The organism is uncultured Psychrobacter sp. (assembly GCF_947500265.1).
In the GTDB taxonomy this organism is placed as follows: Bacteria; Pseudomonadota; Gammaproteobacteria; order Pseudomonadales; family Moraxellaceae; genus Psychrobacter.
The window spans coordinates 236,711-251,999 of the sequence record NZ_CANMRN010000002.1 but is presented as its reverse complement, the minus strand read 5'-3'; the positions used below and the strand labels follow the sequence as shown (position 1 = coordinate 251,999).

Below are 15,289 nucleotides of genomic sequence, written 5' to 3'. Positions count from 1 at the left end.
GCTATATATTGGTTATCAAAGTAGTAATACAACAAGGACCGTTGGAGATACACAATGCGCACTACTTTTCACTTAAAAACCCTTGCAGTAGCAATCGCTACTCTCTCTGTCGCTAGCATGACTAATGCTGCTGGTCTTGATCGTTCAGGTCAGGATGTTACCGCTTTTTTCCAAGATGGCACTTACGCTGAAGCCGTTTATACCTATATCGATGCTGATGTAAGTGGTTACGATAGTTCTAACAACGATCCTTTTAACAACACTTACGTACGTGGCAATAAGACAGGCGACATTGCCGAATCTTACGATTTTTTCCGTTACGGTGTAAAAACGGACATAAATGATACTTTTAGTATTGGTATCTTATATGATGAGCCTTTTGGTGCTTCTGCTGAATATAAAGGTGATAACAATTTTGTTGCAAACACTAATCCAGCTGATTCAGCAGGGGAGTTCGCAAATGATCCTGCACCTAACAATCCTGTAGATGGTGCTACGACAGCAGCACTAGAACCAGCTATAATAGGTGCCGAAAACAGTACTGCAGGAGAAAATACACAAGTTGAAGTTCGTAGCGAAAGTTTAACAGCTATCCTTGGTATGAAGTTTGGTGCTAATAAGAACTTTCAAGTGTACGGTGGGCCTGTTGCACAGCGTATTCAATCCGATACAAAATTACGAGGTCTAGCTTATGGTCTAGCTACTGGCTATACCTCACATATGAATCCTGATATGGATTATGGTTATATTGCAGGTATTGCTTATAGTAAGCCTGAAATTGCGTTAAAGGCAGCATTAACATATCGCTCTGAGATTGATCATGATGCTGATACATTTGAGTCTTATCCTTTAGCTGGATTATTAAGTGGGGGAGCTCTTCCAACGTCTCGAACTGGGAAAATTGAAGTCACCACACCTAAATCAGTCAACTTCGACTTCCAAACAGGTATTAACCCAACGACTTTAGCAACTGCAAAAGTACGTTGGGTACCATGGGGTGATTTTGTCTTGACTCCGCCTTTATATAATGAGGCTAGTCAAGCCAGTGGTCGTTACGGTGATGATGGATTGAATTTGGTTGAATATGATGATGATCAGTGGCAAGTAGAGCTTGGTCTTGCCAAGCGTGTCGCACCAGCACTTGCGATCAGCGGTACTGTTGGTTGGGACAGTGGTGCTGGTGATCCGACAACATCTTTAGGTCCTGTTGACGGTTACTATAGTGTTGGTCTTGGGGCCAAATACAACGTCACTGAGAACTGGGCGGTATCTGCCGGTGGCAAATACTTATGGTTCGGTGATGCTCAAGGTGCTCTACCAACGGACAAAATCGTTGCTGATTTTGAAGACAATGATGGCTTTATTGCTGGTGTAAAGATTTCTTATCAGGCAAGATAATTTGGTTTAATAATTATTATGTATTAAAAAAGCGACCTATGATGGGTCGCTTTTTTTGTGAACGTTCTATTAAATATTTGATTGTTAGTTCTCAAGTATAGGTAGAATAGCAAAGATTATCTACATAGTACTAATTTATATAGCAGGGTTATATTTTATTTGCTTAGTTTAGCTTCGTATCCATGTATAACGCACATCCTTCAGATCAAGAGCAGATACGTACTTATATCTTATCGAATATTTAGTAAGTAAGTTGCTAATAACATAGCACACCTGAGGTATATAACGATGTATAAACAGGTAGCCAAATACGGTGCTAAATAGAGGTAGTTGTCCTAATAAAGGTCCACCATTCAAGGGTGGGTAGCAGTTAGATTGTCAAATAGGCTAGGGCAATCTAGCTTAATATACCCATCACAGGGCTATCCATACTACTGTCTCATTGGTCATAAGTTCTCTTGGGTTGATACTGTAGTAGGTTAAATGTAATAAATCGTTACTCATAAAAAAACCTCGCCAATAATGACGAGGTTTTTTATAACAATAATCTTAAGATTTTACGTAAACTTATTTGTTTAAGTTTAGCTCCATCTCTTTGTACTTAGCAGAAACTGAAGGTCTTGGGCCACCAGTCATGATACTAACAGCAAAGATAGCGATAGTACTTAAGATAAAGCCTGGAACGATAGCGTATAACCAGCTATTTAGTGCCATACCATCTACTTGGAAAGGACCATAAATCCATAGGATAACAGTCAAAGCACCAACAACCATACCAGCAACAGCACCATTACGGTTCATACCACGCCATGTCAGACTGAAAATAACCAATGGACCAAACGCAGCACCAAATCCTGCCCATGCGTTAGAAACTAGGTTCAATACTGAGCTATCTGGATTAGAAGCAAGCATGATAGATACTAGCGCAACCACTACGACAGAGACACGACCAACTAATACCTGACGAGCTTCTGGTGCATCTTTATCAAAGAATAGTTTGTATACATCTTTGGTTAGAGAGCTTGATACAACCAATAGCTGTGATGAAATAGTACTCATAATTGCCGCTAAAATAGCTGCTAATAGGAAACCTGAAACCAATGGATGGAACAAGAACTGAGTGAATACTAAGAAGATAGTCTCAGGATCGTCTAGCGTCATCGCAGTTTTTTGTACGTAGGCACGACCAGCAAAACCAGTCATTAGTGAACCAATAAGACTCACAACCATCCAGCTCATACCGATATTACGTGCGGTTGGTACATCTCTCACTGAGCGAATCGCCATGAAACGTACAATAATATGTGGCTGGCCAAAGTAACCTAAGCCCCATGCCATTAATGAAATAATACCGATGACACTCATACCGCTAGTAACGTCTAAAAGGGTTGGATCGATGTTTCTAACCGCTTCTGTCGTGGCTGAAATACCACCAAGATCAGTAAAGGCAACGACAGGTACGATTACCATGGCAAACAGCATGATGACACCCTGTACGAAATCGGTCATAGATACTGCTAAGAAACCACCGAATAGCGTATAAGCCACAACCACACCAGCAGTAACCCATAAGCCAGTGCTATATGAGAGGTTAAGTGAGCTTTCGAAGAGTTTACCACCACCTACAAGACTTGCAGCGGTATAGACGGTAAAGAATAGAATGATGACCACGGCTGAGATGACGCGTAGCATGTGCGACTTGTCTTCAAAGCGGTTGGCAAAATAATCGGGTAGGGTGATAGCGTTGTCAGCCACTTCGGTATAAACACGAAGGCGAGGTGCTACGATGAGATAGTTTAATAATGCACCTAATGTCAAACCAAGCGCGATCCAAATACTGACCACACCATCGGCAAACATATAACCAGGCAAGCCAAGTAGTAACCAACCTGACATATCTGATGCACCTGCAGAAAGTGCGGTTACTGCTGGGCCTAAGTTACGACCCCCTAACATATAGCCTTCAGTATCATTGGCTTGCTTAAAATAAGCGTAAACGCCAATCCCAATCATCACTAAGAAATAGGCGCCGAGTGATATCAGCACGCCACTAGAAACTCCGTTCATATAAATTGTCCTTAACCAACATGGTTGGCTGTAATTATTTTTTAACTATAAAAGTTCTGTCCTACAAGGCGATGTCCAAAACAATATTTAAAGACAAAAAAAGCCATTAATTAAGACATAATGGCTTTTTTCAGTATCTTCTGTAGTTATATATGATTGATGTCGTTCTATGGCTAGCACTCATATAGAGATAGAGAACAATGGGAATTTCGCATTCCACTTATCTATTGTTATTGCTCGCATCTGCTATTTGTATATGAGTATTAGCAACCTACACAATCAACCAAAACCATTAAACCTACTGTTAACCATCATATCTTACTAGAAGTATTCAATATATGACTATCAGTGTCCTTGTGGTAAATTTTTGTTATACAAACAACGTCAAGCGTATTATAACGCATGAGAGATACAAATGCGAATAGGTTGAATTGATATATATTATATCTAGCGATGTTTATTCAATGGGAGCCAGTAAGTCTAAGAGTGCGGTAACACTGCTAGATTGCGTAAGCTTTGGATTAATGACTACACCTAGATAACGCTGTAGCTCAATATTGTCTGCCATATCAATACGTTCCAAATCTTGGCTGACCATCGTTTGAGGCAGTACTGACCAGCCAAGACCGACAGATACTAGCATACGAATAGACTCAAGCGGGTTGGTGCTCATCGTGGCATAAGGCTTTAGATTGTGCTTGGCAAATTCGGCCAAAGTAATCTGACTGGTAAAGGTATTGGCAGACGGGAGAATAGCAGGATATCGGGCCAACTGCTCTAAAGTGACATTTGATTTGGTTGCCAACGCTGATAGCGTACCAGTCATGAAATAAAGAGGATCTGACCATAGCGTATGGTAGGTTAGTCGCTTATCGTAGACAGGTGGAAGCGTAACAAAGGCTAAAGATAAATCACCATCTAATACTGCTTTATGCGCTTTTTCAGAATCTACGAAATGTACTTCTAACTGAACAGCTGGATAAGCTTGAATGAAGTGTTTGAGGACAGGTGCTAAATGATGTAGGCCAATATGATGGCTAGTACCAATGACTAACTTGCCAGAGACAATGTGCTGAGAATGCTGCAAGTTGATTTTAAAATTTTCATAGTCTTCTAGCCAACGCTTGGCATGAGGTAGCATTTCACTAGCAGCTTGAGTAGGTACAATTCCACGTCCTACCGTATCAAACAAGGTAATGTTAAACTCGTCTTCTAAGTTTTTGATACGTTTACTGACAGCAGGCTGCGTGATAAACAGTTTTTCTGCGGCGCCTGAAATACTGCCAGTGTGCATAACGGTAACGAATGTCGTCAAGTTTGTGGTGTTCAAACGAATGTCCTTAGCTACTTTATGAGCTATAAATAAAAGTTGGCTGACCCAATCACAACGTATTAGAAATAAAAGTTTGCGTCTGGTTAAAAATCATCAATTATTATTATAGGATTTGCCTGCTATAATCACAAGACATCGAGGCGTATTGTGACATATTTATTCTAAAAAATTGGCTATTTGCCTTTTAAAACGTATTTTAAGCGTTAATTTTAGTCATATGTTGGGTCTAATAAAGAAATAATATTTAAATCTTAGATACGACCGTAATTATTAAACATTATAGATAGACATAGCATTTACATAGAATCTTAGCTTGGCAGTGTGCAAGCAAGTAAAAATTAAGTAATTAGTAACCTATAAAGGATAGCAACATGGCTGGTCAAACGTTATATGACAAACTTTGGAACGCTCACGAAGTCACTAAGCGCGACGATGGTTCGAGCCTGATTTATATCGACCGCCACCTGTTGCACGAAGTGACGAGTCCACAAGCATTTGAAGGGTTGGAGTTGGCAAATAGAGCGCCATGGCGTTTATCGGCCAACATTGCCAGTCCAGATCATAATGTGCCGACCGTCACTAAAGAGCGCCTAGAAGGGGTACCGGGGATTAAAGACAAGGTATCACGCTTGCAGGTTGTCACCTTAGACGATAATTGCACCAAGTTTGATATTGCTGAATTTACTATCAATGATGCGCGTCAAGGAATTTTGCACGTGGTCGGTCCTGAGCAAGGTTTGGTCTTGCCAGGTATGACGGTTGTTTGCGGTGACTCGCATACAGCGACTCATGGGGCACTTGGCTGTTTGGCTCATGGTATCGGAACCTCCGAAGTTGAGCATGTATTGGCAACGCAGTGTTTGATTCAAAAGAAATCAAAAAATATGCAAATCCGTGTCACTGGTCAACTTGGTGCTGGCGTCACTTCAAAAGATGTGGTGTTAGCTATTATTGCAAAGATTGGTACAGCAGGTGGAACAGGACACGCGATTGAGTTTGCAGGTCAAGTATTCGAAGACATGAGTATGGAGGGTCGCATGACCGTCTGTAACATGGCGATTGAAGCAGGTGCACGTGTTGGTATGGTTGCGGTCGATGACACGACAATTGATTATGTCAAAGGTCGTCCATATGCGCCAAGCGAAGCACAATGGGAACAAGCGGAAGCCTACTGGCGCACACTATATTCAGATGATGACGCGATATTCGATACTGTGGTAGAAATCGACGGTAGTCAGATCGCACCGCAAGTATCTTGGGGTACATCGCCTGAGATGGTGGTAGATATCACTCAATCTGTACCGACACCAGATCAAGCCATTGATGAGGCCCAAGAAGAAGGCTGGTTACGCGCTTATACTTATATGGGGCTAGAAGCAGGTCAAAAAATTACGGATATCCAACTTGACCGTATATTTATCGGTTCATGTACCAATTCACGTATCGAAGATTTACGTGATGCAGCAGCGGTAATCAAAGGTCGCAAAGTTGCTGATAACGTAAAAGAAGCGATCGTTGTTGCAGGTTCTGGACAGGTGAAGTTGCAAGCAGAAGCTGAAGGCTTGGATACGTTATTTACCGAAGCTGGTTTTGAATGGCGTGAGCCGGGCTGCTCGATGTGTCTTGCGATGAATGCAGACAAGCTTGAGCCGCAAGAGCACTGTGCCTCAACGTCTAATCGTAATTTTGAAGGTCGTCAGGGTAATGGTGGTCGTACGCATTTGGTAAGCCCAGCAATGGCAGCTGCCGCCGCGTTGGCAGGTCATTTTGTAGACGTCCGTACGTTTTAAGTCTGATAATAAGTAGCTGACATCATGCTTGTATGAACGATAAATATATGAGCATGCTGTCAAAGATGGTAAAAACTTATTTACTGTTTAATACACTTATCAAAATCATCAGCCAGCAAAAATATAATTGATAGGAAATTTTATGCAAGCTTATAACACCCAAACAGGTATTGTTTGCCCGTTAGATCGCGCAAATGTCGATACCGACCAAATTATCGCAAAACAGTTTTTAAAGTCTATTAAACGTACAGGTTTTGGCGTGAATCTATTTGACGATTGGCGCTATCTTGACGAAGGCTATCCTGGTCAAGACAACAGTACACGAGTTATCAATCCAGACTTTGTATTGAATAAACCACGTTATCAAGGTGCTACTATCTTGCTAGCACGTAGAAACTTTGGTTGTGGCTCTAGTCGTGAGCATGCACCTTGGGCGTTATCAGAGTATGGTTTCCGTACGGTAATTGCGCCAAGTTTTGCAGATATATTTTACAATAATTGCTTTAAAAACGGTATGTTGCCGATTGTGTTGGATGAAGCGATTGTAGATACGTTAATGAAGGCGACTTTTGATAACGAAGGCTATGAGTTGACCGCCGATCTTGAGCGTCAAGTCGTTATTACACCAACTGGCGAAGAATATGCCTTTGAAGTAGATGCTTTTCGTAAACATTGCTTGTTAAACGGACTGGATGATATTGGTCTAACTTTGCAACAAAGTGATGCTATCAAAGATTATGAGCAACAAATGATGCAAAAAACACCGTGGATATTTAACGACGTACGAGCGTAGAAGGTCATTCTATAATCTACTGCTTATAAAACTGCGAGTAGTCGCAACGCAGCGTTGAGTTATGGCGGTGAACTGTCTAAAATGAAGAATAGTTTTTCACTACATTTTATTATCTCTCTTGAATAGTAGCCGCCATTATGAATACAAAACGTTATGCTCTATGGACAAGTACCATTGTTGCTGCAAGCTTATTATTGTCAGGCTGTCAGCTATTGACGGGCTATCAAAAAATAGATGAAGCAGAGAGTGCTGAAGCATGGGTGGGTAAAATCAAACCTATCGCTGGTGAAGTAAATATTGCGTGTGTGGGTACATATCATTGCGAAATTGTGCAGATAGATAAAACACTCATTATTGCGCCCAACAGTCACGAGCCAATCAATCCTCAGATTATGACAGCCTTACCACGTCAAGAAGGTATGGCAAAAACCTCGATAAATATGGATATGACACCACTCGTCAATAAAAATGCCATAAAAGTTGTACCGTTAGCGCCTTCAAGTATGCCAGGATTGACTAACTACTATGCACGAGTCATGCCTGCCAAACACGAAGTACATGTGAATTTTTATCCAGAAAATAATATGGGCTATGTTGAGCGTTTTGCGATGATTCACGACTTCACTGAAGCAGGTACCTATCAGTTGCGCGCTTATCAAAAGAAGAACAGCGAAAAATCAGGCAGTCTATTGGACACAGCATCACCTGAGCCCTTATGCATTGAGCTATTGCAAGGTACGAAAGTACAGCGCCGATTCTGCAAGCAACTAGACGCTGAGCATCAAGGCGAGTTTGTAGAGACGGGTATGGATAAAGCAGTAACATCAGCACCCAAAGCCAAAAAAATGGCAGCATAAAATATGAGTATAAAAAGCTCAAAAATATAACCAACCAATAAAAACATTCCAAAAGGATCAGTATGGCAACGATTTTAACATTAGCGGGTGATGGTATTGGCCCTGAAATTATGACCCAAGCCATTGACGTGCTCAAAGCTGTCAATGATAAGTTCTCACTTGATTTAACGCTTGAGTCTGGATTGATTGGCGGTGTGGCTATTGATGCAACTGGTGAGCCTTTACCAGATGAGACATTGGCCCGTGCTCGCGCCGCAGATGCCGTATTGCTAGGTGCAGTTGGTGGTCCTAAATGGGATGCAATCGAGCGTAGTAAACGCCCTGAGCGCGGTCTATTGAAAATCCGCGGTGAGCTTGGTTTATTTGCTAACCTACGCGTAGCCAAGCTCTATCCACAGTTGGCTAATGCCTCAAGTATCAAACCTGAAATTATCTCAGGTTTAGATCTATTGATCGTTCGTGAACTGACAGGCGGTATCTATTTCGGTGAGCCTCGTGGTATCCGCACACTAGAAAACGGTGAGCAGCAGGGCTATAACACGATGGTGTATAGCACAAGTGAGATTCAGCGTATTGGTAAAGTTGCCTTTGAATTAGCAAAAACGCGTGCGCAAGCAGCAGGTACAGCAGCTAAGGTATGTTCAGTTGATAAAGCCAATGTATTAGAAGTCACCGAGCTGTGGAAACAGACGATGATCGAAATGCAGCAAGTTGACTATAGTGATGTGGCGTTATCACATATGTATGCTGACAATGCTTGCATGCAGTTGATTAAAGATCCTAAGCAGTTCGATGTTATGGTGACAGGAAACATGTTTGGCGATATCCTATCTGATGAAGCTGCGATGTTGACAGGCTCTATTGGTATGTTGCCATCAGCGAGCTTAGATGAGTCAGGTAAGGGCATGTATGAGCCGTGTCATGGTTCAGCGCCTGATATCGCAGGACAAGATAAAGCCAATCCATTAGCGACTATCCTATCTGTTGCTATGATGCTGCGTTATACGTTCAAGCAAGAAGATGCGGCACAAGCAATTGAGCAGGCAGTTAGTGATGTGCTTGATGATGGTCTACGTACGTTAGATATTTTAGATAGCAGCGAAGCTGGACTTAAGCAGGTAGGCTGTAAAGAAATGGGTCAAGCGGTCTTGACCAAACTGATATAAGTTAACTTGCGTTTAAAGGCTATTCCTATATAGCATTTTCCACAGTCTCAGTTTACGTGTTATATACCCATAAGCTACCAAGTGGCTTATGGGTTTTTTATTGTTTATCTGTTAGCCAAGCTTATTTATAAGCACCTTATTAACAGAGACGCTGTACAACAAAGCTCCTTTTAACACAAAGCTGTTATATGCTCACAGGGTAATATGACAATATTGATGACTCGTAAGAGACTTAAAATCTTTTACTTTTAGCAAAAATATAATAGTAAAAACTTAGATGACAGAGGTAAGTTCTAAAAATCCAAAAAACTGTAGTATTTGAAAACTGAAAATAATAATAGAATTTATTAAATGAGGAGTGTTACATGTATCAACTAACAAGAATCAGTAAAGCATTGACAGTGGTTAGTCTCTCTAGCTTACTATTCATGGGACAAAGCATCGCAGCAGAGACAACGGATATTGTAAGCTCAAGTAATAGCGTCAAAGCTCCGGCAGAAGTCAGTCCGGTGACTAATGGCGTAAGTCAAAAGTTAACAGGAGATAGTAAAGCCGCGACTTCATTGAATAAGCTACTGCCTACTATTAAATACACAACTGAGAACCTATCTGACAATGCAAAAAAGATAAACAATGTCACTTGGACGGCAGATGCAGATATTGATCGTAACGTAGGAACAAAGCTGCAGGCTCTACTAAACTGGCATCATAACGGAGTAGGGCCTGTCGATGGCTACTGGGGCAAAAATACTCGCAAGGCCATGCAAGCGTTTCAAAAAGCGAATGGTTTAGACGTAACTGATACGTTGAACGCTGAGACATGGCAAGCACTGACTAAAAATGAGAAGCTCACAACTCAACCAGTATTAGTCAGTTATCAGCTCACTGAAGCAGATGTGAATGTCAAAACCACAACCATACCTGCTGATTCTGTTGCCAAATCCAAGCTTGAGGGGATGTACTACGAAAGTCTTACTGAGGCGTTGGCAGAGAAGTTTCATATCAGTGAAAAGTACTTAAAATCGCTTAATTCTGATGCCAGTTTTACTGCTGGTGAAATTATCACGGTATATAATCCTGGCAATCCTAACACTAAGCCTGTGCATCGCGTTGTCGCTGATAAAGCCACTGAAACACTCTACGCATATGATGAGAACAATAACTTGATTGCTAGCTATCCGACGACAGTGGGTAGTACAGCGACACCATCACCAACAGGTACGCATACTGTTAAGGTAAAGGTGCACGAGCCGAACTATACTTATACGGCAAATGACGGTAGCAAGTCTATCATTCCACCAGGTCCCAACAATCCAGTAGGCTCAGTATGGATTGGGCTTAGTAAACCAACTTATGGCATTCATGGATCACCAGATCCTGCTCGTATCAGTCGTCAAGCATCAGCAGGTTGTGTGCGTTTGACCAACTGGGATGCGCTTAGTCTGCTCGGAGTCATAAAAAACGGCGCGACTGTCGAATTTAGTTAAATGCGATAGTACTAAGCCATAAAAAACGGACAAAAAAATACCGCTAAAATCTAGCGGTATTTTTTGTGGTAAGCAGAAACAGTCAATACTAAATAACTAAAATATTGATAGGCAATAATGAGCAGATTAGCATTTTCATTATTATTATCAGTTACACTACCCAAGCGTCATATCAGCTATCAGCGATAACGTAGCTATTCGGCTATTGGCTGTATCTTACCAATGCTAATACTTTCATAACCATATTGGTCAGTCAGTATTTAGTTTTTACCACGGTAGGTGATACGGCCTTTAGATAGGTCATAAGGCGTCATTTCAACTTTAACCTTATCACCTGTCAAGATACGAATATAATGCTTACGCATCTTACCAGAAATATGCGCAATGATTTCGTGCCCGTTTTCTAAACGAACTTTGAACAAAGTATTAGGAAGGGTATCAATGACTTCGCCTTCAAATTCAATAATATCGTCTTTTGCCATAATTTGTATCAATCAATTAAAAAATAAGCCCATATTATACGTAAGTTAGCGGATTAAAGCAATACGAACCTGCTTTTGACTTGACAGCATGTAAGTGATATGTATGCCAAATGATATTGATTTAGTTAGGCAAATTTAACCAGATAGGCGTTAACGGTGCATCTGGCAATAAGCTTTGAAAACGCTCAGGATAATAAGCATTGATAAAATACAGCCCATCACCTGAAGCGGTGGGCGGTGCAATCGTTCGATCTTTTTTATGCAAAATATTCAAAAAATCTGCTGGCTCTAGCTCATGTCTACCAATGGCATACAATGTGCCCATCAAATTGCGAACCATATGATGTAAAAACCCATCTGCTTGTATATCAAAAACGATAAATTGGCCATGAGCAAAAAGATTGGCATGGCTAATCGTACGCACTGGTTGATTGGATTGACAGGCAGCAGCACGGTAACTGCTAAAATCGTGTGTACCGACGATATCAGCTGCTGCTTGCTGCATGGCTTTCAAATCAAGCGGCTCATAGATATGAGTTACTTGATGATTTAGTATGGCAGGGCGCTGTGCTTGGTTGAGCGTAATATAACGATAGCGACGAGCAATAGCACCAAAACGCGCGTGAAAATCAGCTGGCATGGGTTGTATCCAGCGTAGAGCAATATCATCGGGAAGCAGGCTGTTCACACCGCGTAACCAGTTATGAGTAGGGCGATACGCATGAGTTATAAAATGGGCAATCATATTGCTCGCATGGACGCTGGCGTCAGTACGCCCAGCTGCGATGACTTCTACAGGCTCATTGGCAACTTTGCCGATAGCTGTCTCTAAGGCTTCTTGTACACCCAAAACCTCTCGTTGCCGTTGCCAGCCATGATAATGAGTTCCTAAGAACTCAATAGCAATCGCTAAAGTGTAGGTTGGTGCAGTTTCAATAATTTCAGTCTCAGACATTAGGGTTTCTAAACTTATAAAATGGGAATTAATTAAAAGTCGCTTATCGCTTCTTGATGTTAGTGCCAGTTTGATTGACATTATTCAACCAACGCTGTTTGCGTCTTGCAGGACTGTCATAGCGAAGTAGCAACCATAGTAATCGGGCATAAATAGCAGGTATGGTCAAACGTCCACCAGCAATGACATGATGCTCGTACTGCCAACTACCCGCTGCATAGCTATCGTTGACGCCACCAAATGGACATTGACTGGCTGATATCACCATATGTCCACGCTCATGAGCAAGGGTCAGTGTCTCTGCTAGTGCAGCTGAGTAAGGGATGTTACCAGCGCCAAATCCCAATAGAATAATGCCACATGGTGGCTGCGACAATAAAGCTTGTAGCTGATTGTTCATCATCGAAACATCGTTAGGTAGGCAATATAGCGCATGAATACTCGCGTTTTCAGCACGTGTTTGAATACTGGATAGCAGGTCTTGTTGATCATCAAGCCAATGTTGCCTACGCGTGTCAGGTAGATTTTTTATATAGCTATTGGCTGGATAAGCGGCGCGAGAATGACCAGTAAATGCCATCAGATCATGACTGTGAATTTTCTGTACCGTTTGAGCAGGCCATGATTCGCCGCCAAAACTAATCTTCACACCTGATTCACCAGCAGCGGCTAGTTTTAATGAGTCGTTGAGATTGCCCCAAGCATCGCTATGTCCATCGATGTTATAGGAATATAATATCTCACTATCTAATAATGGACGCATACTTGCGGTCAGAACAATACAAATATCACTACTTGCAAACGCTTCTGCTAAAAATGCACCCAAGTAACTCAACGTATCCGTGCCAGTGATGAGCACAAAGCGTCTATCACCTTTGGCATAAGCATTTAGTAGTAGTTGATAGAAATGGGTAAAGTCGCTAGGAGTAAGTTGGCTGCTGTCTTTGATCAGGGTGTTTTCTAACCATGAGACTGTCGGTAAGTTATTCGTACTGTCTTGGGCAGATAAAAGTTTTTGTAGAGTAGGCAAAAACACTTCTGCTGATAATGGCGCTAAAGGTCTGCCATAGCTACCAAAGGTACCACCAGCATAAATCAGTTGAATAGGATCGGATAGATTTTTGAGCATAACAGAAGATGGCATAGTATCAACACAGTAAACAAGTATGGAAGAAAAGAGGTGCTGGAGAATTGAGCAACGATGGCTAAAGGGTTCAATAATAGATAGTATTAGAGTTAAATGCAAAAAAATCAGCAAGCATCCCGTGATTCGGAAGTACTTGCTGATGAGAGACTAGACTATTAACTACGCAGTACGTTCGAGTAATAGCTGTGCTTGCTGTTTCTGCTCACTAGTACCTTGAGCTATCACTTCATTGAGTAGACGCTTTGCACTGTCATATTCACCCAGTTGTAGATATTGATCTGCCAAGTCTAACGTTACTTGATTACTGTCTAGTGACTTTACGAAATCAAAATCTGCTGCGAAACGTGATGAAAAATCTTCTGCTGATTCAGCCTCTTGAGGCGTGATAGAAGTGTCACTCTCAACTGGCGCAGCTGTAGAGACTGGGGTAGTGGCCGATGGAGCGTCAAATAGAGAATCAGCATCGTCAATATTAAAATCATCGTCTATCAGCGTATTGTCATCAAATCTCAATGGTGTAGCAGGTGCGATATTCGATTCGTCAACATCATTAGCCTCGATATCATTATTGAGTAATGGTTCCTCAAGATTAATATCTGCAAAGTTATCTTCTTCAAGGGTCATACTTTCAGAAGCATTGTTTCCAAAATCAATATCCTCAAAAATAAAGTTATCAATATCACTATTTGTTTCAGTAGTAGGTAGTTCATCACTTAAGGTATTATCTATATTATCTGATGTATCTAGGCTGCCCAAAGATAAAGCAAAGTCATCTTCACTGTTTTGAATAGTGTCGATAGAGTGTTGTTCTGAATTTGTAGATACGTCATTAGTGACGACATTATCTTTGTCTGTATCGGCTGCTAAATCATCGAAATCTAAGATAAAATCTTCTTCTAGTACTGCTTTCTCATTGTCATCATGTGAGAGGTTAGTGTCTATAGATGATTCATTCGAAGTATCATCAAATGAATCAAAGTCAAACTCAAAGTCACTAAGATCGTTATCTTCGTTATTACTAACATTATCGTTAGCAGAGCTCTCTAAAATGTCGTTATCTACATTGTCTAACGGTGTGACAGGCATTTCATTTGTCGTATTAGGCGCAGCGAAATCGCTCTCTAAATCGCTGAGAGTCAGATCAAAGCTATCATTTGGATTTTCGGTAGTAGGATTAATATTGTCAATTTCGTTTGACACTTCTAAGCTATCGATAGGCTCATTTATTGCGTTATCGTTATTACTTTCTTCAATTGACTGGTGATCTACTGTATTAGTACTATCATTCTGACTAATAGGCAAATCGAAGTCGATAGCACCAAAATCATTGTTAGTATTATCTGTGGCTAGCATTTGCGCAGCGGCAGGTTCTAATTCATCAAAAGATAGATTTCTTATCTCATCTGCTTGAGCGATAGTCTGACTATCATTATGAGTTTTTATGGACTCATAAATACTATTAAAATCTTCTGGCTGGTTTATCGTCGCGTATATGCTGAGTAGTTTAAGAGACAATGCACTGTTATGAGGTTTTTCACTTAAACCACGTTTAATGGTTTCGATCGCCTTGTCATAGCGCTGCTGATCCATAAAACGCTGAGCAATAGTGATATGGTCAAATTTATGGCTATTGCTGACATTAGTGTGGGTAGGAGTACCATAATCTACTTTTTGTGATGGAGTAGACGTATTTTTTCTTGAATTAATAGGCGATGGTGATGACGATTTCTGCGCCTTGTTTTTGCGCAAGAATAAAGCAGCCACTAACAGAATAAGCGCCAATCCGGCGATGATATATAGCATATTGTCCATAG

The 15,289-nt window shown here is 41.2% G+C and carries 12 protein-coding genes; 6 read left to right on the top strand and 6 right to left on the bottom strand.

The genetic code is table 11. The annotated features are described in order from the left end of the window. The first annotated feature begins 54 nt into the window (after positions 1 to 54). Positions 55 to 1,398, top strand: coding sequence for an outer membrane protein transport protein (locus tag Q0788_RS03635; RefSeq protein WP_298807953.1), 1,344 nt, complete (start codon positions 55 to 57; stop codon positions 1,396 to 1,398). 567 nt (positions 1,399 to 1,965) lie between these two features. Here the strand turns inward: Q0788_RS03635 and putP are convergent. Both putP and Q0788_RS03625 read right to left on the bottom strand, forming a co-directional pair. Then, positions 1,966 to 3,465 carry a sodium/proline symporter PutP gene (gene putP / locus Q0788_RS03630; protein WP_298807952.1) on the bottom strand — a complete coding sequence of 500 codons (1,500 nt, stop codon included), beginning with the start codon at positions 3,463 to 3,465 and terminating at the stop codon, positions 1,966 to 1,968. Between the two features lie 457 nt (positions 3,466 to 3,922). Next, a complete protein-coding gene (locus Q0788_RS03625; protein WP_057759318.1) occupies positions 3,923 to 4,795 on the bottom strand; it encodes a LysR family transcriptional regulator in 873 nt (290 codons plus the stop codon). 374 nt (positions 4,796 to 5,169) lie between these two features. Between Q0788_RS03625 and leuC the strand changes: the two genes are divergently transcribed. The 5 genes from leuC to Q0788_RS03600 all read left to right on the top strand — a co-directional run bounded on the left by leuC (position 5,170) and on the right by Q0788_RS03600 (position 10,891). Then, positions 5,170 to 6,588 (top strand): 3-isopropylmalate dehydratase large subunit, encoded by a 1,419-nt coding sequence (gene leuC, locus Q0788_RS03620; protein ID WP_298807946.1) that lies wholly within the window; start codon positions 5,170 to 5,172, stop codon positions 6,586 to 6,588. Between the two features lie 142 nt (positions 6,589 to 6,730). Beyond that, positions 6,731 to 7,381: a 3-isopropylmalate dehydratase small subunit gene (gene leuD, locus Q0788_RS03615; RefSeq protein ID WP_057759322.1), complete on the top strand. Its 651-nt coding sequence runs from the start codon at positions 6,731 to 6,733 to the stop codon at positions 7,379 to 7,381. Positions 7,382 to 7,518: 137 nt separating this feature from the next. Then, positions 7,519 to 8,238: a hypothetical protein gene (locus Q0788_RS03610; protein WP_298807943.1), complete on the top strand. Its 720-nt coding sequence runs from the start codon at positions 7,519 to 7,521 to the stop codon at positions 8,236 to 8,238. A gap of 62 nt (positions 8,239 to 8,300) precedes the next feature. Further along, positions 8,301 to 9,404 carry a 3-isopropylmalate dehydrogenase gene (gene leuB / locus Q0788_RS03605; RefSeq protein WP_298807940.1) on the top strand — a complete coding sequence of 368 codons (1,104 nt, stop codon included), beginning with the start codon at positions 8,301 to 8,303 and terminating at the stop codon, positions 9,402 to 9,404. A gap of 365 nt (positions 9,405 to 9,769) precedes the next feature. Continuing rightward, positions 9,770 to 10,891 carry a L,D-transpeptidase family protein gene (locus Q0788_RS03600; protein WP_298807937.1) on the top strand — a complete coding sequence of 374 codons (1,122 nt, stop codon included), beginning with the start codon at positions 9,770 to 9,772 and terminating at the stop codon, positions 10,889 to 10,891. A 260-nt stretch (positions 10,892 to 11,151) separates the two neighbouring features. On the opposite strand, the gene infA is transcribed toward Q0788_RS03600, so the two are convergent. From infA to Q0788_RS03580, 4 genes are all read right to left on the bottom strand, one after another. Then, on the bottom strand, positions 11,152 to 11,373 hold the full coding sequence (infA, locus tag Q0788_RS03595) for a translation initiation factor IF-1 (protein ID WP_021814850.1): 222 nt from the start codon (positions 11,371 to 11,373) through the stop codon (positions 11,152 to 11,154). A gap of 121 nt (positions 11,374 to 11,494) precedes the next feature. Then, complete coding sequence (gene truA / locus Q0788_RS03590; RefSeq protein WP_298807935.1) at positions 11,495 to 12,328, bottom strand: tRNA pseudouridine(38-40) synthase TruA; 834 nt, start codon at positions 12,326 to 12,328, stop codon at positions 11,495 to 11,497. A 43-nt stretch (positions 12,329 to 12,371) separates the two neighbouring features. After that, on the bottom strand, positions 12,372 to 13,472 hold the full coding sequence (locus Q0788_RS03585; RefSeq protein ID WP_298807933.1) for an asparaginase: 1,101 nt from the start codon (positions 13,470 to 13,472) through the stop codon (positions 12,372 to 12,374). A 162-nt stretch (positions 13,473 to 13,634) separates the two neighbouring features. Further along, on the bottom strand, positions 13,635 to 15,287 hold the full coding sequence (locus Q0788_RS03580; RefSeq protein ID WP_298807930.1) for a FimV/HubP family polar landmark protein: 1,653 nt from the start codon (positions 15,285 to 15,287) through the stop codon (positions 13,635 to 13,637). Positions 15,288 to 15,289 lie beyond the last annotated feature (2 nt).